Below are 25,955 nucleotides of genomic sequence, written 5' to 3' on the forward strand. Positions count from 1 at the left end.
TAGGTATAATTATTTTTTAACCGGGCCATCTGCTGCACCAGCCTTAGGAGAAACCACCGCTTTGATGTTCAAACGTGATAACTTGGGGTTGGTATTGGCAGTGATGCTGACAGTTTTGTTCTGCACACCTGGCTTGTTGCTACTGTTGAATTTCACCTGTATTTCGCCTGTTCCGCCTACTGGAATAGGCTCTTTAGGCCAAACTGGCACAGTACAGCCACAAGAAGCTGAAGCGTTTGAAATAATCAAAGGTGCTTCGCCAGTGTTAGTGAATTTGAATACGTGCTCGGCAATCTCACCTTCTGTGATTGTGCCAAAATCATAATTCTCTTCGGCCCAGGTGAAAACTGGTGCCGGCCCTGATGGCACTTCTTCTTCAAGCGCAGTTTGCTGAATTGTAGGGCTGGCTGTGGCTGCCGAGGAGGCTGGTCCGCTTCTGGCTTTGCCGGCTTCCAATTCTGCCACACGACCTTCCAATCTGGCCAGACGGCCTTCCATTTCGGCATTTGAGCAGCTAAATCCTACTGCCACTAATGCTCCAAAAACTAATACGTTAACTACTGACTTCTTCATGACTATGGTATTTTGAAGGGTTAGTAAAATTCTGTTAGGAACTTCAAATTTAGTATAAACAATGAATAAAACGGAATGGGCAGGTTAAAGATTCCCTATTACACGAAAGGCGAAAAGCCCTTTGCAGAGGAGAATATAACCAATCTTTTCCCGGGTCGTACTATTTTTTTCTGATCTGACCGATGAGCTCATCCACATCATCAAGCAGTCTTTCTGCCTTTTCCTTGGCGTCGTTGATGATCCTTTCTCCTTCGGATTTCGCTTCGCTCTCCACCAGGCCTTTGCTCTCCATCAGCTCATCAATCAACTCCTGAAGTCTACCTTTGTACTTGTCGAGCTGGAAAGATAGCTTGTCCCTCGTGTTTGTTCCCTTATCGGGAGCATATAAAATACCCAGCACCGCTCCGGTGGCGGCTCCAGCCAAAAATGCTATTAAGGTACCAGTAGTCCTGCTCATAGTATATTTCTATTTGTTATCAATTAATCCTCTTCCACTTTTCTTTATAACGCCTTTCGCTGCCAAATCGTTGGCCAATACATCTAATAATCCATTGACGAACTGCTTGCTCTTGGGCGTGCTATAGTTTTTTGATATCTCAATAAACTCATTTATCGTCACTTTTACCGGTATTGAAGGAAAATGAACCATTTCTGCGATGGCCATTTTCAAAATCACCTTATCGATAAGCGCAATTCTATCGATTTCCCAGTTCTTTGATTTCTCAGCAACAATGGCCTCATACTCTTCATTATTGGCAAATGTTATTTTAAACAGGTCACGGAAATAGTCAAGGTCGTCTTCCAGGTTGGCAGAAAGCTCCAGCAGTTGGAAGGGCTCTCCCTGCCCTTGATACGCCTTGATTGTTTTCACCGCCAGGCTTTTCACAATGGCGCTATTTTCTTCCCAATACAAATCCTTCTCTTCCATGAAGGTTTGAATGGTTGGGTGCTTGAAAAACAGTTTTTTGATAATGTGCAAAACGATTTCTTTGTCCTGCTCCAGCGTTGGATTTGAAAGTAGTTGATAGGCTTTGTAAGCCTCGTCCGCTTTCAGAATGTCCTTGTACCAGGTGCTTGTGTCGTCTCTGTAAGCTGACCAGCTGAGCGACCGTTGGCCAAGCTGCTGCTGCAACGGTTCGAAGTCAAGAAGGGCCTGAACAACCTTGTTGTCAGCCAGGTTGTAGTCATTGGCCACAACAATTTTTTCCGACGACAGATTGCCCAATTGCTTTCTTTTTTCCTTCGATACATGCAGTGCAAACTCCGCTGGTAACATCAGTGCCATATAGTAAGAGTCGTGGATGCTATCAACGTCTTTCAGCATGCGGTTCTGAAAAGCCTCTTTGTCTTTTTTGACCTGATTTCTGAAGTAAGTGACAGCATCTGCCACAGATTTCTTCATCTCATCATCCGCCTCAGCAGGATATTGAATGGTGTCATTCTTATGCTGCTCGGCGAAGCAAGTTTGCGCTATCTTTCCTTTCTTCTTTAGAAGTTTGGCGTCCTGAGGCTCCATACTATTCAAATCAGGCTGAAAGTAATCAGCGATTTGCTGATTGGCGATTTCAAAGTCGGAGATGATACTTTGCTCAAGAGCAAAATATGATTGCACGGCTTTGATCCGAAGGGTTCTTCTGTTTAGCATTTCCCAATAAAAAAAGAACGAAAAGTTTTATTTTAATTTCTATTAAGCTAGTAAGATAACTTGATCTTACCAATATCATTGATCCTGTTAATGGCTATTTCCATGGCTGATTCCTGAGGCGTAATGCCTTTTTTCTCAGCCAGATCAAATACCCGAAGTGTTGTTTCGTATATTCTTTCAGTCTGCTGATACACCACTTCCCTGTTATAGTTGCCTATTTGCTCGTAATACACATTAGTAATGCCGCCGCCATTGATAAGAAAGTCAGGTGCGTACAAGATTCCTTTTTCAATCAGTTTTCTGCCATGCTTTAGCTCTTCCGCCAGTTGATTATTGGCACCGCCCGCAATCATGGCACATTTCAACCGACCGATTGTGTCGTCATTTATCGTAGCGCCTAAGGCACAGGGTGAATAGATGTCAACGTCCAGGTCGTAAATGTCGTCGACAGGCACCACTGTGGCTCCGAAACTGTCGGCTGCATGCTTGAGCTTCTCTTCATGAAAGTCGCATACAAATATTTTTGCCCCTTCTTTAGAGAGATGTTCCATGAGGTAAGTAGCCACATGGCCTGCTCCCTGCACTGCGACCTTTTTTCCCTTCAACGAGTCGCTGCCATATACTTTTTTGGCAGTTGCCTTCATGCCCATGAATACACCAAAGGCGGTAACCGGAGAGGGATCACCTCCACCACCCATCGACTCCGGCACGCCGGTTACGTAGGGAGTTTCCATTCTGATATATTCCATGTCACGGGTAGACATGTTGACATCTTCAGCCGTCCAGTAACGCCCACCCAGTCCGTGCACGAATTTGCCAAAGCGGCGCATCAGCACCTCGTTTTTTATTTTTTTGGCGTCGCCAATGATCACTGCTTTTCCGCCACCAATATTAAGCCCTGCAATAGCTGACTTAAATGTCATTCCTCTCGACAAACGCAGGGCGTCGTTAAGGGCATCCTCCTCTGAAGCGTAATTCCACATACGGGTGCCGCCTACAGCAGGCCCCAAAACTGTGTTGTGAATAGCAACTATGGCCTTTAAACCAGTTGCCTTGTCGTGGCAAAATACCACCTGCTCATGCTCCAACTCCGCCAGCTGGTTGAAAATACCCATGCCGGTGGTTTTCAATTCTGAAGTTTCGATCATCACGAAGATAAAATAAGGTCACATGTTGTTATTTGGGTTCAAAGCTTTCCCTACTTTTGACAAGAAATGTCGGAATTGCGTTTGTAGCCACAAAGCTACGTTTTTTTTAGGTTGCGAACCAAGGTATTCGCCAGGCCAATGAACCATTTACCCAAAGTCTCGTTTTAAGATTCAGTGAAAGATCTAGCAGCAATAAATAAGTATCTCCTTAAATATAAGTACCACCTGATTCTGGGTACTTTATTCATTATTATTTCCAATGTGTTTGCCATTATTCCGGCCTACCTGGTAAGACAGGCATTTGATATTGTGCAGCGGGGAATCAGCCTGCATAGTGCATTTCAGGGTCTTGAGCTACAGTCGGAAACTTATGACTTGTTTACATCCAGCATCTTCATTTATGGTTTTTTCATTCTGCTGATGGCGCTGCTTCGGGGTGTGTTTTTGTTTTTCATGAGGCAGACAATTATTGTGATGTCACGCCTGATAGAATATGACATGAAGAATGAGATTTATGCGCATTATCAGACGTTGCCGCTTAGCTTCTACCGCCGTAACAATACTGGCGACCTGATGGCCAGAATTTCTGAGGATGTGAGCAAAGTGCGCATGTATATTGGCCCCGCCATCATGTATGGAATCACGCTGTTCACCCTGTTTTTTATGGTGATTCCATTCATGTTCAGCATCAACCCGAAGCTGACACTTTATTCTCTTCTGCCCTTACCGGTGTTGTCGGTCAGCATCTACTTTGTTAACAACATCATCAACAAGCGTTCGGAGGAGATTCAAAGGAGTCTTTCCAATCTTTCAACTTTTGTGCAGGAGGCTTTCTCCGGTATTAGAGTGATTAAGTCGTTTGTGAGGGAGCACGACTTTGATGATAAATTCAACAAAGAGAGCAATGAGTACAAGGATAAGTCGCTACAGCTCACTTTCGTGAATGCGCTGTTCTTTCCTCTTATCATGTTCCTTATAGGGCTGAGTACCATCCTTACCGTATATATTGGATCGATAGAAGTGATGGCGGGAGCGATCACCACGGGTATCATCGCTGAGTTTATCATTTACGTGAATATGCTTACCTGGCCGGTAACTTCGCTGGGCTGGATTACCAGTATTATCCAGCGGGCAGCGGCGTCTCAAAAGCGGATCAACGAGTTTCTGGATACAAAGACAGAGATTGTTTCGACACTCAATGTGAAGCAAGAAATTAAGGGAGCGATTAAGTTCGAAGATGTGTCGTTTGTGTACCCCGATTCAGGCATCAAAGCGTTGAGCCATGTTTCATTTACAGTGGATCCGGGGGATTCATTGGCTGTGATTGGCACCACTGGTTCGGGCAAGTCGACCATTGCCAACCTTATTTGCCGCATGTACGATGTGAATCAGGGGCAAATAAAAGTGGATGGTCACGATATAAGGGCCTACAATGTTCAGCATTTGCGTGGGCAGATAGGCTACGTGCCACAAGATGTGTTCCTCTTTTCGGACACATTGGCTAACAACATTGCCTTTGGCGGTAATGACCACAACAGGGATCAAATAGTAAAAGCAGCAGAAGATGCTGACCTTCTCGAAAACATAAAGGGATTTCCGGCTGGGTTTGAAACGAAGATAGGTGAAAGGGGCATTACGCTGTCAGGTGGACAGAAGCAAAGGCTGTCTATTGCCCGGGCCATTGTTCGTAACCCGCAAATCCTTATTCTTGACGATTCGCTTTCGGCGGTTGACACAAAAACAGAGAATTCCATTCTACAGGCGATGAAGCGCATCATGCAAAATCGCACGACGATCATTATCTCACACCGTGTGTCTTCAGCCAAGCTGGCCAATAAGATCATTGTGCTGGACGATGGCGAGATCAAAGAGTACGGTGTCCACGAATCGCTGCTGGCTCAGGGCGGCATTTACAAAGAGCTTTACGAGAAGCAGTTGCAGACAGAAGAGAGTGAGGGGTAGCGGCGAAGTTTTAATTACCCGATCTCCAGCTTATACCCTTTCCCGTGCACGTTAGTGATTTTAACGTTAGGATCGGCTTGCAGCTTTTTACGGAGTTTCGACACAAACATATCCAGGCTGCGGCCTACAATAACGCCTTCATCTTCCCAAACCTCTTTCATGAGTTTATCCCTCTCCAGCACCATATTGGGCTGTTTGGCGAATAGTGTCAGAATCTTTGCCTCTTTTGCCGTAAGGTCGATGACCTCGTCTTTGTGCTTCAGCATGCCGTTTTGCAGGTCAAAGGCAAACTGCCCAATCGAAAGTGTGGACGGCTGCTTTTGTTCATTGTTTGAAGTGGGAGCCTTTCTTAAAAAAATAAACCCAGCCAGCGCCAGGCAGGTAAGGGCCAAGCCACCCAGCTTCCATTTTCCAACAGCAAGGAGAGTGGATCGTTCGAAGGTAATTTTGATCGCATAGCAACCCACCGGCTGGTCTCTGCCTTTACAAGGTACCAGGGTGTTTTCCTCCGTACCAGCCATTTGGTAGCTGTACACAACCAAATTGCCCGTGCATTCCATCACGTTCACCACATAGGCACTGGGTAAAATTTTGGTATTAATGCCGGGAGCAAGTGCCTCGTGGATGACCTTTACCAGTGTGTCGGTGGTGAATGTCAAAGGGTTTTCGAACCGGATCAAGTAGATGTTATTATCAACTTTTGTCACGGGAAGTACCCTTGATGACGAATCTCCTGCCGCCAATAGCACTCTATAGCCAACATTGCGCATGGCTATTTCCGCCTTTTCGCCAGCCATAGGTGGCGAGTCGCTGCCTGTGAGAAGGAGAACTGCAGCCAGGAGGCCAATTGCCAAACACGTCCCTGCCAAAATGGTCTTCATGTCTTAAAGGTACGGCTTTGCACGAAGCTATGTTCAGCTTTTACAGCTGTTTACATTCTTTTTACAATTGATTTACTATTGCCGGACGGGCTGGTACCTAGTTTTGGGCAAACTAACAGCCAACGAGATGTTGAAATTACTTCTGTGCATTCTTTTGACGCTGCAGATCGGAGCCGTGCAGGCCCAGGCGGTCAATCCACTATTGTTGCTATCGAAAGAACGGCTAAAAGAAAGGCGGGATAAGATCATACAGGACAACGAGTTTGTTCGCAATGAGGTGGGCAGGCACACCAATATCCATGTGGACTGCTTGCTGCTCAATGGTGTGCCGTTTGATGTGGCACTGCTGGACACAAAAAGCTGGGGGCTAATATCACTTGTGAGGGGAAAGCCCGGAAGCCCCGAGCAGGAACATATTCCATTCAGGGCTTATCTGAGAAGAGGGGACATTGTCATGCACAATGCATTCTTCCAAAATCCTGTTTATGAGGTGTCCATTTCTAAGGTGCTTTCGGGGGCAAAGCCTGGAGACGTAATCATTGTAGAGCCTGTGAGGGACGAGGACTATAAGGCCAAAAGAGTATTGAAGCTGATTGATTGAGAGATGCTTGCTTTTGGGTGTGAAGACACACCCAAAGACGAAGACACGCCCAAGAACCACAGACGTACAAACACCCTGCACAGTTCCCGGTGGCGCCTTCATGCCGGAAGGTGAGCCGTTTAAAACCTGGCTCCCACCGCCACGGTGGTACGTACTACGTCCTTCTGACCAGCGGCATTGAAGTACTCAATCTGTATAATGTAGACACCCACTCTTGCCATTTCACCCTTGTCGGTGGAGCCATCCCATCGAAAGAAGCTGCCATCTGCCACGATCTGACCCTGCGTAAGCGTTTTGATTTTTCTGCCCGCCATGTCGTAGATATAGACGTCAATACGGGCATTGGTCAGGGAACTGTCGAAGGTGATTTCGGTGAAACCATTAAGAGCATCGCCAGGGATAAAGGCCTGCGGTTCGGCGGATACTTTACCGGTAGCGGGTTGCCCGGCTCTTTGGTTGGCGTTGTTGTAACCTGGTGTCGCAAAGCCCGTCGTCGATACGCCTGACTCCCAGTTCTCCGGGTCATTTGTTTCGTGCTCCACGGAAACTCTTTCCAGAGCTACTCCTTTGACATCCTCAAGAAAAGGCGAGTGGAGGTCTTCATCGTAATTGAACCAGTCGAGTACCCGGCCATCCGCATTTCTAATGATCACTCCGCCTTCCGTGTTGGGGTAAGTGGGCAAGTCTGCTTCAAAAAATGCCTCCTCTTTCGCCGAGGGGTAATCGCCCTTTAAGGTTGTGGGCGATTCGGTCAACGCCAGAAAGTGGCCTGGTGCGAGCAGGTGATTTGAATTGGTAATGGTATTGAAATCATTGGGTTCTCCTGTGGCTGTTAAGATGTTGCCTACTTCCCAACCGTTGATATCAAGGTATTTGTCGGAGCGGTTGTAAAGCTCCACAAAATCGACACCACCGCTTCTCGGGTTGAATAAGACTTCGTTGATCACTACGTCCAGGCTATCGGAGGGCGAAGGAAGGATGAAGCTGGCTGACAATTGTTCTGCCGGGCTGATGTTTCCCCGGCAGTCAACCAGACCCGAAAGAGAGACCGTGTAGAAAGTTCCGGGGCTGATGCTTTCCTGAAACTGAATGGTAAAATTGTTGGTAAGCAAGTTCGACTGGATAGTGAGCTCTCCGAGCGAAGGCGTCATGCTGATCTGCAATTTATCTGCATCGATGATGACCTGCTCGCTGAGCCGTGCCAGCAGTGTAGAATCGGAGGTTGGGATAACTTCCATCAAGCTGGCAGGTGTGCCGTCGCCCAGGGTATTGTTCACCGAGTTGATTTGACCAGGCGTTCCCCCATTTTCGTTGGTAGAAGCAGTCCAGTTTTCTTCACCTGCGCACGGCAAATTGACATCGATAATTTCCAGGGCCCAGCCACCATCCCTTTTTGCGTTGTCGGTAAAAAGGTCATCGTCATATTGCATGCGGTGAAGCAGGTTACCTTCAATATAGAGGGAAATGTCGTCGCCGTCATTATTCAGAGAGGGCATGGAAGTGATGGCAAGTGTGGACCCAAATTCCTTTAATCGGGGCTGGTTTCCCGAGCTGCCGAGAATGAGAAAAGACCCGGGAGGAATAGCCCCATTAGGAAAAGTAGCTTGCTTCTCTCCTACGATCAAACTCACTCCGTTATAGCTGATCCATTCGCTGGTGGGGTTAAAGATCTCAATGTACTCCGCTTCCGGCAAACCTTGTGTTGGGTCGGGATCTGGCATTACTTCAGAGATGATGAGCTCTCCAAAAGTGGGGGATCTGCCAACACCAACCTTCATCTCAGCTACTTTCATTTTGTTGCCACTACAGTCCACAACTCCGCTGACGGTGACCATGTACTCAGATCCTGGAGTGAACGTCTGTTTCAGTGTCGCCAGCACGCTCGTCTGATCCTCGCCTAATTCAAACGAGGCCGCTTCAGGCCCACTGCTGACAGTCACTTGCAGACCGGTAAGCCCGATTTCGCTCACCCATTCTGAAAACACCAGACTTAGCTGATTGGGTGCCACAACGGCTATACTCACCAACGTCGGAGCCACCGAGTCGACCTCCGAAAAAGTCAGAGAATTAGCCGAGCCCGGAGTGCCGCCAAGCTCATTTTTTGAAGCCGCCCAGCGGTAGTCCTCCCCGCACGCTGATTCACCCAAAATCCGTTCAAGCGACCAGCCACCCTCGTCTTTTTGGGAGTCCTTGTACCAGGAGGTGGTATAAACTGCCTGGTCGATGACTTCGTCATAGTAATTTATCAGGCTCAGGGAATCCTTCGTGTTGGACAACGCCGACCAGCCTGTCAAGCCCACTACTACTCCGAAATCAGCAAGGGAAGGAGCGTCGTTGGGAGAACACAGGATTAAATAGCCACCAGACGTGAGGCGGCCTTCCCCAAGCTCAAAAGCCTTGTCGCTATTGACGAACTTAAATGCAGAGAGCTCAAAATCGACATCGGAGTTGTTATATAGCTCGACATATTCTACCTCAGGCAGACCAACCGTTGGGCTTGGGTCTGCCATGATCTCCGTGATCAGGACTTCTCCAGTCTTTGGAATGTTTGGCCTGGCATAGGTAAATGAAAGGGTATCGGCTTGCATTAGGTTGCCAGAGATGTCTTCTACGTTTTTCACTACCAATTGATAGGTGGTCTTATCGACAAACTCATTTTTGAAAGATAGCGAAACCGAAAGTTGATCAGCGCCTGTGAACACTACGTGATCCGGTTGCGCCAGCCCTAAAACGGTGTAATGATTGGGGCTGAGTGCTGTTGAACTGGAAACCTTTTCCGAGAACTCCACGATGACTTCTGAGAACAATCGGGAGAAGACGTTCTCAACTGTTGGTGGATGTGCATCGATGACAAATGGGATGGATTGGTCAGGTATTTTTCTACCCCATACATCGTACAGCTCGGAAAAAGAGAGCACCAGGGTTTCGTTGAAGGGAAGATTTTTGTCAAAGTAGATATTTACTTTGTTGGGCTCGTCTGTATCTTCCAAAACAAGAGAGGGGATGATTGCTCCCGGCTCAACCATCATATTGGTGGTCATAGACAGGCTGTCCTTATTTACCTGCACCGAAAGCAGAAGCTCAGCCACCACAGGATGGTTGGAAGTAACTTGCTTGACCCGAGAATAGTAGGTGAAACTGATGGATTTTGATGCGCCAAGGGCAATGCCGCCTGTGGAAGTAAGTCCATTAAATGTATAATTGTAGAGCGAGTCTTCTTCAAATTTTGAAGAGGTTTCCAACTCAATTAAATGCGGCTCCGGCCCCATTTGCGTAGCCTCAATATCTTTGCCCTCAACCTTAGAGACATCGAATCCGTCGCTTAGTGCTTTGTTGAAACTGATCAACACTTTGTTCTCTGAAACAGCCGTGACTTTTCCAGGTTGCAGGTCCTCATTGTTGACCTGGGCACTTATTTTCTCGGTTACATTGCCATGAAAATCTGAGATACCGTCAATGAGAAGAGGGATGTTGTTAACATCGGGCAGCGACTCAGCAAAGGTGAGGGCCACGATGTTGGAATCCGGCAGTATTCTTTTGGCTACGATAGGCTGCTTATTGCCCAAGAGGTAGTGGTCAGCCGCTGAAGCATCGGCCGTGACTGCTTCTGAAAATGAGATTTCGAGCGTCTTCGGTGAGGTAACGATCACCCCATTTACTCTGGGAGGAAGGGTGTCGTAAACGAAGGGTTTGGTAACAGCTTTGGTTATTTGGTTTCCATAAAGGTCTTTCAGGTTAACCACCGAAAGCTGCTGCTCGGTTTCCTGAGGAAAAGGCTCATCAAATGAAAGCAGGATAGACTTTCTGTCTGGCTGTAGAATTGCCGAATCAGGATGGTGATGTTGCTGCCATTCGTAGTTGCCGGTGGCTTCCGCATAACTAGCTTGCAGCTCTTCATTGAAGTACACCACCAAATGAAATGCATCCATTGCAACGATAGAATCGATTACCGGTGACTTGGTGTCATAGCGGAAAGTGTAGTCTGGGGTAATGAGCTCGTCCGCATCTGAGTTGGTCAGGTTGGAGACCGAAAGAGTCAGGTCTTTGTTCTCAGAGAAATTGCTTTCAAAAATTAACCGGGCAATGTTCTGGGCTACCGCAATTACTTTCAGCGGCTTAGCTTTCGAATCTAAAAGGTAATTGTCTGCCGATGCCATTGATCCGTTGTCAGGAACCATATTGAAACTAACCGACAAAAAATTGGCTCCTTCCGCCCACACCGAATCTATGTGTTGCTCCACGGAAAATACCAGGGTGATTGGATTTGCCATCACATTCTCCAGCGTGTCTTTCAGGTTGCTTATCTCTATTTCGTAGGAGGCACCCACCGCAAATGGTTCTTCAAATTCCAAAAGGACTGACTGAGAGGACTCAGCCAGAAGACTGGCTTTCGTGGGAGCAATATCCAGGTCGACGATTTTGTAGTTTTCCTCTTTCTCTGCGTCAGTTTCTTTCAAAGGCTCGTCGAACCGGAGCAACAAGCTGCTAAATGAGCGAAGCACCGCTTGCACTGGAACCGGGGGCTTGGTGTCATAGTAAAAGTCAATAGACCCGTTGGCCATAGGGTTGCCTGCACAGTCGCTTAGTCCAGCTAACTCAAGCGCATATTGAGCTTCCGAAACCAAAGGCATGGTCAGTGTAATAGACAGAGTTTGGTCGTCGGGAAAGGAGAAACCAGCGGCATCTTCTCCATTAAGACTTGCTGTAATACCAGCGAGGTCAGTGCCCATTTTCTCATTGAAATGGATGGCGATGGTTTCTTCGTCTACAATTTCTACTTCCGCAACGGTTGGTGCAGTTGTGTCAGGCGAATCGTCAAAAACGGAATTTTGAGTGCCGGGCGTGGCTCCTTTTTCATCGATGGACGTGCGCCAGTTGGCGCTGCTTTCACAGGCTGGCTCGGGATTGATTTTTTCCAGCGACCATCCGCCGTCCTTTTCGCTGTCGTCGTTCCAGCTGCTGCTAAAAGTCACCTCGTCAATGATGTTCCCGAGCTGGTCTTTCAGTGTGATGACCTCGCCGGAGTTGGTGAGGCTGTTCCAGCTGGTTACAGTGATTGCATTGGCAAGGCCAGCGTAATCAGCAAAATAAGTAGTTGGCATCATGGCGAGGTAGGCACCGCCACCAATTGAATGATTCCCAATAGATCCACCTGTTAAGTTGAAGCCATTCAGGTTGATGGAGTGAGTGCCCGGGTTATAGATTTCTACAAACTCGGCGCCTGAGGCAGTGGGCAGCACTGGCGATTCTGGGATGATACCTTTAGGGTTAGGGTCGGCGAAGATTTCGGTGATGATGAGTGTACCCAAAGGAGTTGGTTTCGACACCATCACGGCTTCGACAAGATTTTCAGCTGAGGCATTGCCATCTGCGTTGACTACGCCATTAATGGTAAGCTCGTAGGTAAAATTGAAGAAGTCTTCAGAAAAAGTAAGCTCAACAATTTTGTCATCTGCCTCGGAAACGCTGGCTGTTTGCGGATTGCCAAAAGCGTCGTTCAGCGAGTAGTTGGAAACGAGTGCTGCGGAGCTTGGATCGACTGCTTGATTGAACGTAAGCTGTAATGTCTTTTCGCCGGTGACGCTGATGTCTGTGATGGTCAAAAGCAGGTAAGAAAAGGCGAGAACCGTAGGCTCTGGCGAAAGCGGGGTTGATGACTCATCTGTCAGATTGCTAATGGAAACTTCATAGCTGTCGTTGAGCAGACTAGTGCCCAGGGTGAGCACCACTTCATTTGGTTCAGCGCCAATAGCCGCTAAGGAGGGTATGCCGATGCCCTTGTTGACAAAATAGTTTTCCAGTGTTTGGGCTGACCCAACTGCTACGGCTTTGTTGAAGCTGATGGTTAATTGGTTTTTGGACATCACTTCCACCGCTTCTGCGATGAGTGGAACAACAAAATCGAAATCATAGGCAGCACTCGATTCGATCTGGCTATTACCGGAAGCGTTGGACAGGCCATTGGGTAAGGCCAGTTCATAGGCTTGTTCTCCCAATTCAGCGCCGAGCGTGAGCAAAACTTCTTTTGCGTTGGAAGGGTTGAGCACAGCACTGACGGGCGTGCCGATGCCACCGTTGATAGTGTAGTTCGATACCGTTTCTGCTGCTGTTTCATCCAGGTTGTCGTTAAAAATGAGCTTTAGTTCGGTGGAGGAGGGAGTGATGATGTCGGAAAGGGTGAGTTGGGTGTAGGAGAAGGCAATGGGATCAATTACTCCCTGAAGCGTTCCAGTTTGTTCTTTTATCAGGTTTGACACTGTCAGGAAGTAGTCATCAGTTGATAGGTCACTAACCGTTAGATCGACCCGAGAACTGTTGCCCGCTGAGCGGGTCGCTGAATTTACGGTAATGGCATTGTCGATTGTGAAGTTAGATGTTTCGCTAACTGTAGCCTCAGTCACTGCTTGGTTGAAAAGCAACTTGACGGTGTTTTTAGAAATGGCTTCTATACTTTCTACGGTTAGGTCAGCTGTGACGCTAAGAGAGCCGAAATAGTAGTTATTTTTGTTTGTTGTAGTCTGGTTAACAACAACACCGAAATAGGAAGTTGAGGTGAAGGTGTCGTCAAAGTAAGTTAATACATCATCTGTAAAGCTCGCTCCACCGCTTAGGTCTGCCGTAATTTCCCAGTTGCCAATATCGTCTCTCTGTACTCTTATTCTCACATCGGGGCTTGTAGCAACCTGCCCATCAGGCCCGTCTTGGAGCTTGGTGACGGTGGTTCCTTCCTGTCTATACAAGTCGATACCGTCTGCTGAGCCGTTTTCGCCAATTCTTATAAAATAGCCGTTCAAGCTGCCTAGGAGATCTTGTTGATCGCTGGCTATGTATACCCTGATGTTGTTGCTGTTGGTGGGGTCGAAATTGAGCTTAACACTGAAATCCCAGGTCGTCCAATTCATAAACTCATTGATCGTGCTGATGTAGTATGACTCTGTTGCAGAGGGCCCTTGGCTTTGGAGTTTATTCTCCGCAACGTTGAAAATAAAATAGCCCGTGCTCCCTTGCCATACAGGGTTTATACTCAAATCCCCATCCGAAAAATCATCAATTACCTGACAAAGAGAGTGAAATGAAAGACAAGAAGTGAGAATAATGGAGCAACAGATAGCTCTGAAAGTCATAATTGAAAAAAGGTAGGTTGGTATCTCAATATAGTCAATCTGATTATTTCAACTAATAATTAGCTGCTATAATTGATTTTTTCACTGTTATTATCGTGGGTAGCAGGTCTAATTCTCAAACTATTGCCTCATTGGGGCCATAGATTCGGTGTTTTTAAGTTGGCGTGAGGATGGTTTGCCGCAGAGAGAAGGAGAAGCGCAGTGAATGAGTCCCGTAGGGACGGAACAGCGGTAAACCCCTGAACCCTATGCCAAACTCCTGCAAGTGCCGTAGGTACGGCATATAAAATCCGGTTATGCGGCCCTCCCTCGAAACCCATTAAAGAGGTTACTCTGTGCTCCAGGACAGAGTAACCTCTTTAATTTGGCACATTGTCAGTTTCCGAATCGGTCGAAGAACCTCTGGCCCCCAGCGCCACTCTGCTGCAGCCCGTCGTTTTCAACTCGTCTGGGCTCTCGCTACTAGTTGTAAACTTGACAATCTCTTGCGCCGTCCGGTTCGCCAGCCAACCTAAATACTATCTTTTCACTAATTTGCGCCATGAGTGCAAGCGACATTCTTTTAGTCATCATTAGCGGTCTCGGCGTGACTCACGGATTGTTTATGGCCGTTATTTTATGGCTGTACCCAAAAGGAAACCCCTTATCCAACAAACTTCTCAGCGGACTTTTAATTGTTTTGTCTTTCAGGGTGGGCAAATCAGTTTTTCTTGAGTTCACTACCAGCACTGATATCAAAATCATATTTGTTGGTCTAAGTGCCATTATGGCTATTGGGCCACTGTACTATCTCTTTGCATTATCAAGCACGCAAAAATCGTTTCGATTGAAAGCCAAGCATGGTGTTCACTTTCTTCCTGCCGTTGTGGGGTTCATTGGCGGGTGGCAATTCGAGGAGCACCATGCGGAAACGTTGCCGATGCTGCTGTTTATTTCGATCTTCCTGGCCTACTACCTCCATTTCCTGGTCTATTTATTAGTTACCTACCGGTATATTCTTCAACAAAGGAAAGCCGGATTGAATACCGATGTTTTTGATTTGCTGCGACTCCTCTTTTACGGGCTGCTGGCCATTTGGGTGGTGTATGTTTTGAACCTGCTGGATGAGTTTATCCCCTACATCATTGGCCCTATCCTCTATTCCATTGTGGCTTATGTTATCAGCTTTATTGTTTTCCGCAAAGGATATATCGAGCAGATTGATCAAACAAAATACAAGACCACTCCGGTGACTGAGGAGCAGCGAGAGCAAATTTTTAAGAAGGTGCTAAAGCATATTGTTCATGAAAAGGAATACCAAAATCCAGGCCTTACCTTGAAGTCACTCAGCACCTCGCTGAACCTGAGTCCACAAATTGTGTCGCAGGTAATCAACCTCGAGAGTGGAAAGAACTTTAACCACTTTGTGAATACCTACCGCATTGAGGAAGCCAGACACCTGCTCAAATTGGAGCACTTTAAAAACCAGACCATTGCCGCAGTGGCTTATGAAGTAGGCTTCAATAGTATCTCCAGCTTCAATACTGCCTTCAAGAAGCTAACCGGAAAAACACCTGTGACCTTCCGCTCTGAGGTATCAAAATGATCTTTTACTCTTTCGAAATGATCATTTGAGAAGCCTTTGACCCCGGACAGCTGCACATTTGTTTCAAAAACAAGTCGTTATGTCTGGAAAAGGAAAACTGATCAAATGGTCACTCATTGTTGTTGGCGGGGTAATTGTTTCTATTGTGCTTTTTGGAGTTTGGTTCATGAGTCTATTCCCTGACTTGCCCGAGTCGGCTGCAGCTATCAAAGCTACATCTCCCTCTGAGCTAACTTATCTCACCCAGGATGTAATACCACACCGTGGGAAAATACTGGCGGTGGTGACCAGCACCGCCGTGATGGGCAACAGCGACAAAGCCACAGGATACGAACTCACAGAATTGGCGAGGGCCTATTACGTGTTTCAGGCAAATGGTTTTGAGGTGGACGTGGCTAGTCCTTTGGGCGGCACTCCCCCCGTGGTGATTGATGGCGATGATATGACAGCGCTCGATTATGCCTTTTTGAACGACCCATTGGCTCAGGCCAAAATGGCAGAAACCATCGCTATGAAGAATGTGGATGCCGACGCTTACGAGGCCATTTACTTCGTGGGTGGAAAAGGCGCCATGTTTGACTTCCCGGAAGATATTTACATTCAGTCTATTGTACAGGGATTTTACGAATCCGGAAAAGTAGTGGGTGCTGTTTGCCATGGGCCAGCCGCACTGGTTAATGTAACACTGACCAACGGAACCCCGCTTTTGGCCAACCAAACTGTTAGTGGATTTACCAACCGGGAAGAATTGTTGCTCATTCCTGATGCGGCAGAGATATTTCCTTTTTTGCTCCAGGATAAGCTGACCGAGAAAGGCGCCGTTTTCAACGAGGGCTTTATATACCTCAATAGGGTGAGTAGAAACGGAAATCTTATCACGGGGCAAAACCCCTGGTCTACCTGGGCAGTAGCAGAGCAAATGATCGAACAAATGGGTTTTACGCCAAAAAGACGGGCCATTACCAGCGAAGAAAATACCATTGCGATACTGGAAGTGTATGAGACTGACGGTTACAGAAAGGCGAAAGCAGCTATTGACGAGCGCTGCGCAGCCGACGTGACGTCCGTGGACAGGAAACTTCTTGCGATGCACAGCATTGTTGCTGCCATGCAGTTTGAGATGGTTAAGGCCATCAACTTAATCCGGTTGCTATCTTATAGTAACGGCTATTTGTAGGATGGAGGATTCAGATCACCTCCACCCTCACCAAACCAACGTCATACCTGTCTGCCGAAACTAAGTGTAGGTGAGGCCGCTTCGCTATGATGACGTTGCTATGGAGGCTTCAGCAGATCGGCAACTTTGCCGGGAAGGCTGCCCAGGAAGCTTCGAAGTCATATATGCAAGCGAACGATTACTCTGAGGAATACCCATCAAGAATCTCCTTCACTTTGTCCTTTAATTCAGGGATGTCATTCGTAAGGATCTCCCAAACCAGGTTGGCGTCAATTCCGAAATATTCATGCACAAAAATGTTCCTCATACCAACAATTTGTGTCCATTCAACTGACGAAAAAATATTTTTTGTCTCGGCCGAGATATGATTGCTGGCCTCACCGACAATCTCTAGTTGCTTGATGCAAGCAAACCTCATCATTGAGTTGTCCATAAAGTCTGAAAAGCTTTTGCCAGCCACGTACAATTCTATTTCAAGAATGGCATCATAGATATGCCGAAGCCTGACTTCGTCGCCCAGTCTACCTCGCATAAATAAGCTGTTTTTCACTATCAACGATCGGCTTAATGTAGTGCGAAAGTCCGTTGGAGGAAACCAGATCAACCGGAGAGCTCAGGAGCTTCTCCAGATCAATTTGCATCTGCACAAATTGAAGTCCTATTCTTTGTGAGTAATCAAGCTCAACTAATATATCTATATCACTTTCCTGATCTGCTTCATCTCTCACATAAGAGCCAAACAGATAGGCCTTTAAGACAGGCCTTGTCTTAAAGTAGGTTTTGATGGTTTCTATTTTGTTGGCTTCCAATTTCATGGAGCTAAAATACAAAATTTGCGTCGCTAGTGGATCGTCATTGCATAAAATCATCCAACGAGGCAGCTCCGACCTCACCAAACCAGCATTGTGTCCAGCGGCTGGCAGGCAGGCCTGACCAACCGAAACGAAGGGCACACAATTGGAGGGGGAGTTTACCGCAGAGGAAATCCTCCTACGCCAGAGACTTCGGTGGACAAAGACCACCTGCGCCAGAGGCTTCGGCGGGCAACGGAGGGATACAAAGAAAAGTCCCGTAGGGACGGAACAGCGGTAAAACCCTGGAACCATGCCAATGTCCTGCGAGTGCCGTAGGTACGGCATATAGAACCCGGGTAAGTGGGCCTGCCAGCCGAAATAGGGTTGTGAGCGGGGCCTACAATGATGTGCGGTAAGTCGATTGCGAAAGCCGGCCACATCCGCCCTCACCACACCGACGTTATGCCGATTGCCCTTCGCTTCGAAATGGCGTTGCGATGGAGGCTTTAGCTGTTCCGCAGGTTTCCATAAACGACATCCGATCACATCCGCCCCCACCAAACCAGCGTCATACCGATTGCGAGTCATCCTGAGCTTGCCGAAACGAAGTGTAGGCATAGCCGAAGGGACGAGCGAGGTATCCCCAAGACCTGGCACTAAAACGGGTAGGGCACTGTATCGGCGCTCGGCTGTAGGTCATGGAGATTTCTCTCCGCAGATTAGCGGCTTTGCTGGCGAGGCTCACTATGGAAGGTTCCTGGTGGTGTGTCAGTGGGGTGTGGCTCGATGAAATAACAGAAAATAAGCACGATTAGTAAATGAAGACAAAAGGCTAAGTTTTGCCAGCGTTTTGTGGGTTGCGCAATACCCACCCCGTAGGTTGCGCAACCTCGCCTACATGGGTTGGGCAACCTGCACTACCTGTATTGCGCAACCCCGACCCCCGAGGTTGGGCAACCTGACCCCCGGGTATTGGGCAACCCCGGCGCCGCTCTTGCGCAATGGCGGCGCCACCCTTGGGCAACCGGCACCCCGAAGTTGCTCAGCACTGGTAGTTGGTATTGGGCGAGAGGGGTGGTGGAGGTTGGGCGTTCATTACTGGGCCGCAGTGAAATAGGATACAAGCTACAATTCCGTGACCGGCCTTGCATTGGGGTTTATTGCAATTGGCAAGTTTAGCCGCTTAGACTACTTCGGGAGTTTGATTAAAAGTCCTATGACGTGACTTCTAGTTTGCAAGTTTCGCACGCCGGATTATGGTTCAAATAACTTATCAATTCTTTCGGATTCTGACTGGTGTTGATTCGTTCCTTGAGCCTTGCTTGTCCGAAAAAGATAACGACTATTTGGCAACTTATTGTCAGAAAAATATGAGGACGGAGGGTCGAATTCTTCCTGTTCGACATAAGCGCTTCTCATTATTTCTTCGACTATTTCATCCTCATTTATGTCAATGTTTTCAAAAATTTCCTCAAAATAATCGGCCATTTCAATTTCATCTAGAAAATCAGACAGCCTGTCGTTTAAGGAATCAGATACAATAGATCTCGCAAGACTTGAGAAACCCTGACTTACTGTGTCTATTATTGTTTCTGCAGAATAGCGAGCGTTATCAATGAAGTCGTCAGTTACAGCGACTGCAACTGCTGCAAAGATTACTTCGCTATTATATTCATTTGACATAAAAACATTAAAATCCTGCTCGTAGCTTACAAACAAGCATTTAATCGCATGGAACTCTTCGCTGGCTCTAGCTACTTGATAGAGCGCAGATACTGTTTTGTCAAACCTAGGTAAGATAATTTTGCGTATCTTCTTATCAGAAGAGTACTTTTCCAGAATTGCCATCAAGTCATCTAACTGGCCATTTGAAACCTTCGTAGCATCAAATTTTGATAGATATGGAATTAACTCTTTCGTATCGAACTGGTCTTTGAGAAAGTGGCTATATAGTCTTAATATTTCTACCTCAAGAGAACAGTTAATATTGACTGTCTCGAAGTCAGGTGCCTTCGTTAATATATAGGTGTAAAGTTCTTTTGCCTCCTTTGGCGTGATGGGAATGGAATCTTTTCTTGCCGGGCTGAAATAATTCGTTAATTGTTCTACATAATGGAAAGATTTCAGGATTCTCATTTTTTCAGCGCTTCTTTCCTTGATATAGCTGATTAAAAAATCACCTACAGACGGATTTAAAAAACTAAATGTGTTTGAATCGTGGTTGTTTTTTTCGGATACAATAAAACCGTCCAAGAGTTTTCTCAATGAGGTGTTAAACGCATCATTATTAAGTTTGTGGCCATTTTCTTTAATTTCAAATCTCAACCTGTGCTCGAACGCCCTTTCGAGATGTTCTTGCTTGATCTTATAACCTCCAAGGCTTAGAACAGTCGTTAATAGAAATCGATCATCATCAACTAATTGAGTTTCGAAGGCACCCTTCCAAATCTCGTTTGGGTAGTTCAAATTCTGAAAAATATGGTTGATATAATCAGTTTTGGTTTTAGGTAGGTGTCTACTGCTCGTTATAAACTCAATTAATCTGGGTGAATAATTTCGGTGCTCGATTATTTTAATGTAATTCCGATCCTGCCAGAACAGGTCATGGTATTCAGTTGGCAGGTCAGAGTGGTATAGATGATTATATAGGATTCTTGCTTTATCAAGCTTGGAATATTGTTTTAGTTCAACCTCGTATTGTGATATTCTTCCAAGCTTAGACTGACGTAGTTTCTCGAAATTGTGCTCTGCTTGGTTGAGAATTGTTGTTCTAGTAGTCAGTATGAGAAACTTGTTCTTTAGCGTTTTAATTCTTTCGATAAAACCGATGATTGCAGATTCTGAGTTTTTTGGATTTAAGATTTCGTAGATATTGGAACCTAGGAAATCATCAAAAAATATAACCTGTTTTTCTTCCGGGTCATCAGACAGAACGTCTTCTGCGTCTTTCAAGGAATCATCAACATACACTAAATTAAAATCTTGAGATAGCAACGAGCATATCAGTAAATAAGAAATAGTTGTTTTACCGACCCCAGGGTCTCCTGTGATAATTACGAACTTCTTTTCATTGAGAATTTTGACAGCCGCATCAAAATTCTGGGTTGGAACATAAAGGCTTAGTTTACTAAGAATTTTGCTTTCATGAAACTGTGACCTGCCTTTCACTGCATTGTTAAGAATTCGTTTAAGGATAACGGTACTTGCGAGCCATAATTTATTGTGTTTCTCAACGACATCAGGGTACTTACTTAAAAGGCTTTGTATTCTATCGAACGAGAAAATATCATTAGTTGACTTAATGAAGGGAGAAAAGAGACTCTTGATTTCATCCACCTGCATTGTGTTTAATGCTAGGGATGTAACTAAAATATATCGAACTGGAACAGGCTGGAGTTTTTCTACCTTGGGCTTCTCATCATGCGCTAGGCTACGCTTTAGGTCAGAGTATTTGGAGTTAATGTAGTGTTTAACTTGAACTACTATCTTATTTTCCCTATCTGTTGAGTATCTCAGATCTATCCCTTTGTCTTTCCCTCGCTTGAAGTTTTGAAACGGTATGTTGAATTCTCTCTCAAGAAGATCTTTTGTCAGTTCCTCGAACTCTTTATCGTTTAGAATCTCCAGATGATACACATATAAAAGTATTTAAAAATATTGAAGATACTTGCCCGTACAGTCATTGGTTTCTTCTCTCAACTGGAACTTGGTATCCAGAATTGAATATGAGCTTTTTGTTACAACTTGATCTGGTCTTCGTAATTTTCATTTCGAAGGCCTAACGTAGGCTCTGTGAGTCGCTGCGAAATGACTTGGTAATAAGGCTGTGGCGGGTTGGAAGTCTTCGTTTATCACCGGCATGCGCTCTGCGTGAGGGATAGCAGCGGAAAGCCCACAGGCCGAGGCACGAGGGTACGACGTACGAAGCGAGGACTTGGAGCGGATAGCCCGACCCCCGCCAAACGGTTTTTGTTTCTTTCAGACGGAATATGGGTGGCGGGGGGCACGCCCAATGTACCCTCACCATCTTTATAAGGATTGTGTTGATGTGAAATGACATCCCCGAATAATTGTAGGAGCTACGATAGGCTCGGCTGTAGGTCAGGGGGATTTCTCCGTTCCGCTATCGCTCCACTGCGAAATGACGTGGGGGTGGAGGCTTCGGTGCATCAGCAGCCTTTCAATAGAACTATCGGCACGCCCACATCAAAAAAATCACCCTACAATTTGCTCATTATCATAGGGGAAATCCGCTGGGCTTTAATGATTTCTTTTACTTTTGCACCTCAGTATTCAAAAATAAACGGAAATGAAATTAGCGGTAGTAGGGGCCACAGGGCTTGTGGGCTCCGAGATGTTGAAAGTGCTGGAAGAAAGGAACTTCCACTTTGATGAGTTGTACCTGGTAGCGTCGGAACGCAGTGTCGGCACCCAAATAAAATACAAGGGTAAACAATACAGCGTGATTGGCATGCAAACGGCGGTGGACATAAAACCGGATATCGCTATTTTTTCGGCCGGTGGCAGCACGTCGCTGGAGTGGGCACCTAAGTTTGAGGCGGCAGGCAGCATTGTGATCGACAACTCGTCGGCCTGGAGGATGGATCCGACAAAAAAGCTGGTGGTGCCGGAGATCAATGGCAGCACGCTGCGCATCGACGACCGCATTATTGCCAACCCCAATTGCTCCACGATTCAGATGGTGATGGTGCTGGCACCGTTGCATAAGAAATATGGGATTAAAAGAGTGGTGGTGAGTACCTACCAGTCGGTGACGGGCACGGGCAAAAAGGCCGTGGATCAGATGATGGCCGAGCGGGCTGGGCAATCGGAGCCGAAGGTATACCCTCACCCGATCGATATGAATGTGCTGCCGCACATTGACGTGTTCCTCGACAATGGCTACACAAAAGAGGAGATGAAGATGGTGAAGGAAACGACCAAGATTATGGGCGACGACAGTATTAAGGTGACGGCGACTACGGTGCGTGTGCCTACCGTGGGCGGCCACAGCGAGGCGGTGAACGTGGAGTTTGTGAAGGACTTTGACCTGGCCGAGGTGCGTGACCTAATGAGCCACACGCCGGGCGTGGTGCTGCAGGACGAGCCATCGAAGAATATTTACCCGATGCCGATTTGGGCGCACAATAAAGATGAGGTGTTTGTAGGCCGGATCCGCCGGGATGAGTCGCAAGCGAACACGATCAATATGTGGATAGTGGCCGACAACCTGCGCAAGGGGGCTGCTACCAATGCGGTGCAAATAGCGGAGTACCTGGTAGGAGCCAATCTGGTGTTTTGATTGAAGCGCTGAGCCAACCGGACGTTCAGGCCTTTTTGAAGGCCCATGCTACGGACAGTCCGGCGAAGCTTGCTTTGCAAAGGCACCTGCCGGGGGGCGTTAGTGCGTCCCTGCTGGCGTCACAACTGAAGGCCCGACAGAAGGCCAAAGACAAATTGCCATCCTGGCTGAGCCGGGATGGCATTATTTTTCCCCATGGCGTAGCGCTGGAGCAGTGCTCGTCGGAAACAACGGCTGGTTTCAAAGCGGCCCGCTGGGCGGGCCAGTCCTTCGCCGACCTGACCGGGGGCACAGGCGTGGACACGTTTTTTTTCTCGCAGTCCTTTGAAAAAGGTGTGTATGTGGAGGCCGACGCCGAAAGGTGTGAGCTGGCCAGCCACAATTTTGGTGTGCTGGGCGTTGGGCATTTGCAGGTGGTGCTAAGCACGGCCGAGGCGTTTTTGGCTGACACTACCGACCACTACGACTTCATCTATATCGACCCCGACCGCCGGGCGAACCACAAGCGGGCCATTGGCTTTAGCGACAGTACGCCCGACGTGGTGCAGCTGATGCCGGAGTTGCTGAAACGGGCGACCACCGTGCTGATAAAAGCCTCGCCCATGATCGACATCCAGCAGGGCCTCCGTGACCTGGGCACGGTGAGCAAGGTGCTGGTGCTGGCGGTGAACAACGAATGCAAGGAGGTGCTGTTTGAGTGTGGCAGCAGCGGCGGGCCGGTGGAGATAGAAGCCTGGCAGGTGCAGGGAGGGCAGGAGACTGTGCTGCGTTTTAGCCTGGAAGAGGAGGCGTCGGCTGGTGTGAGTTTCGGTGAACCGGAGGCCTTCATTTACGACCCCAACGTGGCCATTACCAAATCGGGCGCTTACAAAACGGTGGCCGTCCGCTATGGACTGAAGAAGCTGCACCCGAATACACATTTATATACGTCGGCCACGCTGGTCGAGGGCTTCCCCGGCCGGACGTTCCGGGTGCTGGCCGTGCTGCCTTTTTCTTCGAAGGGGCTGAAGAGCTTGAAGCTGCCTTTTGCCAAAGCCCATGTGATGAGCAAAAACTTTCCCCTGGAAGCGGCAGAGCTTCAAAAGCGGCTGAAGCTGAAGGAGGGTGAGGAGGGTTTTGTGATGGGGGTCACTGTGGGGAGCGGGAAGGTGTTGGTGGTGGCGGAGCGGGTTGTGATAGCTTGAGACTAACGAACCCGAACACCAAAGCCTACCAAAAAGTCTTTCCTGTTCATTTTGAAACTGAGATTGCTCTTTATCTGGCTGTCATCAATATTATCGTAACGGCCAGCTTCACCAAATACATTCGCTTGCATCTGAGCAAAAATACCTATGTGCCTCCCAAGCTTTCCTTCCAGACCAGCAGCAGCCAGAAAACCAGGTTGAGGGCTTGCCGGCTCAAACTCGTAATAGTCTTCATCGTAGTAGCCTTCATATTGTACGTACCGTTTTCGTCCAACATCGCCCCCGTATTTCATTGATCTAAGGATCATGCCCGCCCGGACATATGGTGTGATTTTACTTTTTGAGAATAGCTCATAGTGGATTACCAGAGGGATTTTTGTCATTTTTCCGTCGATAACTACATCATTAACAGCCTCCGCAATGTTTCCATTAGGGAAAGCATATGGTACGTTATGCAAAAACGAATAGTCAAATTGCGAGAAGTTCATCCCTATCTCTACCATCAATCTCTCGCTAATTCTCGGAAGTAATATACCGATGGCAAAACCGGTTTGGCGAATCGAACTTTCTATAGGGCCACTGCCTAGCAAGGTTTCGTCCCCGGTGGTGTTACCTGAATAATCGAATTTCATCTGCATCTGCCCAAAGTCGGTGTGCACAGAAGGCGCAAGCCTGAAAATAGGTTTCTTTTTGAAAACTACCTCGTAGTCTGATCCTCGGCAGGTGTTGTATTGTTTAGTCAGAGCTATGAGTTTATCACGATTGACATTTGTAGATGAGGGAGATAGCTTAATTTCTGGACAATCTTGAAACAAATAGTTGAGAATACCATAGTGCACAAGGTTGGCTTTTGCATTGGTATATACACCATTCTGTTCCCGTATCATCGGAGTTGCCTCAAGCACTATGTAGGAGAGCGTGTCCTTTTTGAAAATGAAATGCTCTTTGTACATATATAAAGAGGTTTGCCCAACTACCAGCACCTCTATAAATTTCTTAGGCCGGTCAGGATCCACCTCGGAAATGGTCTCTGAAATAAAAAAGTTAAGCCCTTCAATACTAAAACCGCCAATCTCTCCAGGCGAGTACTTTACTATCTCACTACTGCCTTCTGCCTTGAATTGGCACTGAGAAAAATTAAGGTAAAAGTCTTTTTCGTTGATTTTCCCCCGTATGGTGTCGCCAGCGAGCGTGACAACAAACCCCTCTGTGAAGTTCTTTTGGCTGAACAGTGGAAATGACAGAATTGATAGAATCAGGAATAGTTGTAGCTTTTTCATGTAACATCGTATAGAAAGGCCAATAATACCTATTATATGATAATTTTTGCCTTTAGTAAGCTGCCTTTTTTTGGCTTTGTTATGCAATTTTTTTGACGGACACTTTCTGGTCGTGGGCAGTGATGCCGGGTGTGAGGGGGCAGTGGTCGTGAGTGAAGACACGCCCGGAAAACCATTAAATTGTTGACGACCTGGAAAACTGTTATGCCAATTATTCAGATAAAGATGGTAATTGAGGCTCCCATCGACAGATGCTTTGACCTTTCGAGAAGTATAGACCTGCATAAAATATCCACCAGTCAAACAGGAGAGGAAGCGATAGGAGGTGTGACGTCCGGTCTCATTGGGTTAAGTGAAACAGTGACCTGGAGGGCGAGGCACTTTGGCATCAGGCAAACGCTGACAACAAAGATCACGGAATTTGAATCACCGAATTTCTTTGTGGACGAGATGCTGGAGGGTGCTTTCAAGAGATTTCGTCATGAACACCACTTCAGGGATGTTGATGGAAAAACTGAAATGCGGGACTGTTTTGATTATGATTCGCCACTTGGCATCCTTGGGAAAGTATTTGACTCGATTGTGCTTAAGAGGTATATGCAGAACCTTTTGTTAAAACGTAATTTGGTTATCAAGGAATATGCGGAGTCAGATAGGTGGCAGGAAGTACTGAATACTAAAGAATCTGGCGGTTAACAG

Annotated in this window: 18 protein-coding genes; 8 read left to right on the plus strand and 10 right to left on the minus strand. The window is 47.0% G+C overall.

Annotation, left to right across the window (positions count from 1 at the left end; genetic code table 11):
• Positions 1–9 precede the first annotated feature (9 nt).
• The 4 genes from RT717_RS26105 to RT717_RS26120 form a co-directional block, all read right to left on the minus strand.
• On the minus strand, positions 10–573 hold the full coding sequence (locus tag RT717_RS26105; protein ID WP_317489267.1) for a DUF1573 domain-containing protein: 564 nt from the start codon (positions 571–573) through the stop codon (positions 10–12).
• Positions 574–733: 160 nt separating this feature from the next.
• Complete coding sequence (locus tag RT717_RS26110; RefSeq protein WP_151997673.1) at positions 734–1,030, minus strand: YtxH domain-containing protein; 297 nt, start codon at positions 1,028–1,030, stop codon at positions 734–736.
• Between the two features lie 9 nt (positions 1,031–1,039).
• Positions 1,040–2,218, minus strand: coding sequence for a transcription antitermination factor NusB (gene nusB / locus RT717_RS26115; RefSeq protein WP_317489268.1), 1,179 nt, complete (start codon positions 2,216–2,218; stop codon positions 1,040–1,042).
• Between the two features lie 47 nt (positions 2,219–2,265).
• A complete protein-coding gene (locus RT717_RS26120; RefSeq protein ID WP_317489269.1) occupies positions 2,266–3,366 on the minus strand; it encodes a Glu/Leu/Phe/Val dehydrogenase dimerization domain-containing protein in 1,101 nt (366 codons plus the stop codon).
• A gap of 174 nt (positions 3,367–3,540) precedes the next feature.
• Between RT717_RS26120 and RT717_RS26125 the strand changes: the two genes are divergently transcribed.
• Positions 3,541–5,328 (plus strand): ABC transporter ATP-binding protein, encoded by a 1,788-nt coding sequence (locus RT717_RS26125; protein WP_317489270.1) that lies wholly within the window; start codon positions 3,541–3,543, stop codon positions 5,326–5,328.
• A gap of 14 nt (positions 5,329–5,342) precedes the next feature.
• On the opposite strand, the gene RT717_RS26130 is transcribed toward RT717_RS26125, so the two are convergent.
• Positions 5,343–6,209: a winged helix-turn-helix domain-containing protein gene (locus RT717_RS26130; protein WP_317489271.1), complete on the minus strand. Its 867-nt coding sequence runs from the start codon at positions 6,207–6,209 to the stop codon at positions 5,343–5,345.
• A gap of 127 nt (positions 6,210–6,336) precedes the next feature.
• Here RT717_RS26130 and RT717_RS26135 point away from each other — a divergent pair, with 127 nt between their 5' ends.
• On the plus strand, positions 6,337–6,810 hold the full coding sequence (locus tag RT717_RS26135) for a hypothetical protein (RefSeq protein ID WP_317489272.1): 474 nt from the start codon (positions 6,337–6,339) through the stop codon (positions 6,808–6,810).
• 119 nt (positions 6,811–6,929) lie between these two features.
• Here RT717_RS26135 and RT717_RS26140 read toward each other — a convergent pair whose 3' ends face one another.
• Complete coding sequence (locus RT717_RS26140) at positions 6,930–13,934, minus strand: lamin tail domain-containing protein (protein WP_317489273.1); 7,005 nt, start codon at positions 13,932–13,934, stop codon at positions 6,930–6,932.
• A 541-nt stretch (positions 13,935–14,475) separates the two neighbouring features.
• On the opposite strand from RT717_RS26140, the gene RT717_RS26145 reads away from it, so the two are divergent.
• Together RT717_RS26145 and RT717_RS26150 are read left to right on the plus strand one after the other, a co-directional pair.
• A complete protein-coding gene (locus RT717_RS26145; RefSeq protein ID WP_317489274.1) occupies positions 14,476–15,519 on the plus strand; it encodes a helix-turn-helix domain-containing protein in 1,044 nt (347 codons plus the stop codon).
• Positions 15,520–15,598: 79 nt separating this feature from the next.
• On the plus strand, positions 15,599–16,696 hold the full coding sequence (locus tag RT717_RS26150; RefSeq protein WP_317489275.1) for a type 1 glutamine amidotransferase domain-containing protein: 1,098 nt from the start codon (positions 15,599–15,601) through the stop codon (positions 16,694–16,696).
• 178 nt (positions 16,697–16,874) lie between these two features.
• Here RT717_RS26150 and RT717_RS26155 read toward each other — a convergent pair whose 3' ends face one another.
• Together RT717_RS26155 and RT717_RS26160 are read right to left on the minus strand one after the other, a co-directional pair.
• A complete protein-coding gene (locus RT717_RS26155) occupies positions 16,875–17,228 on the minus strand; it encodes a HepT-like ribonuclease domain-containing protein (protein ID WP_317489276.1) in 354 nt (117 codons plus the stop codon).
• Positions 17,218–17,511, minus strand: coding sequence for a nucleotidyltransferase family protein (locus RT717_RS26160; protein ID WP_317489277.1), 294 nt, complete (start codon positions 17,509–17,511; stop codon positions 17,218–17,220). Before RT717_RS26160 ends, RT717_RS26155 begins: the two co-directional genes overlap by 11 nt.
• Positions 17,512–17,601: 90 nt before the next feature.
• On the opposite strand from RT717_RS26160, the gene RT717_RS26165 reads away from it, so the two are divergent.
• Positions 17,602–17,826: a hypothetical protein gene (locus RT717_RS26165; RefSeq protein ID WP_317489278.1), complete on the plus strand. Its 225-nt coding sequence runs from the start codon at positions 17,602–17,604 to the stop codon at positions 17,824–17,826.
• A 918-nt stretch (positions 17,827–18,744) separates the two neighbouring features.
• Here RT717_RS26165 and RT717_RS26170 read toward each other — a convergent pair.
• Positions 18,745–21,126 carry an nSTAND3 domain-containing NTPase gene (locus RT717_RS26170; RefSeq protein ID WP_317489279.1) on the minus strand — a complete coding sequence of 794 codons (2,382 nt, stop codon included), beginning with the start codon at positions 21,124–21,126 and terminating at the stop codon, positions 18,745–18,747.
• Positions 21,127–21,799: 673 nt separating this feature from the next.
• On the opposite strand from RT717_RS26170, the gene RT717_RS26175 reads away from it, so the two are divergent.
• Both RT717_RS26175 and RT717_RS26180 read left to right on the plus strand, forming a co-directional pair.
• Entirely contained in the window at positions 21,800–22,792 is a 993-nt protein-coding gene (locus RT717_RS26175) for an aspartate-semialdehyde dehydrogenase (RefSeq protein ID WP_317489280.1), read from the plus strand.
• Entirely contained in the window at positions 22,789–23,976 is a 1,188-nt protein-coding gene (locus RT717_RS26180; RefSeq protein WP_317489281.1) for a class I SAM-dependent methyltransferase, read from the plus strand. Before RT717_RS26175 ends, RT717_RS26180 begins: the two co-directional genes overlap by 4 nt.
• A 2-nt stretch (positions 23,977–23,978) precedes the next feature.
• On the opposite strand, the gene RT717_RS26185 is transcribed toward RT717_RS26180, so the two are convergent.
• Positions 23,979–25,256, minus strand: coding sequence for a hypothetical protein (locus tag RT717_RS26185; RefSeq protein ID WP_317489282.1), 1,278 nt, complete (start codon positions 25,254–25,256; stop codon positions 23,979–23,981).
• 204 nt (positions 25,257–25,460) lie between these two features.
• On the opposite strand from RT717_RS26185, the gene RT717_RS26190 reads away from it, so the two are divergent.
• Complete coding sequence (locus RT717_RS26190) at positions 25,461–25,952, plus strand: SRPBCC family protein (RefSeq protein ID WP_317489283.1); 492 nt, start codon at positions 25,461–25,463, stop codon at positions 25,950–25,952.
• Positions 25,953–25,955: the final 3 nt, after the last annotated feature.

Origin of the sequence: Imperialibacter roseus (genome assembly GCF_032999765.1) — a bacterium.
Lineage (GTDB): Bacteria > Bacteroidota > Bacteroidia > Cytophagales > Cyclobacteriaceae > Imperialibacter > Imperialibacter roseus.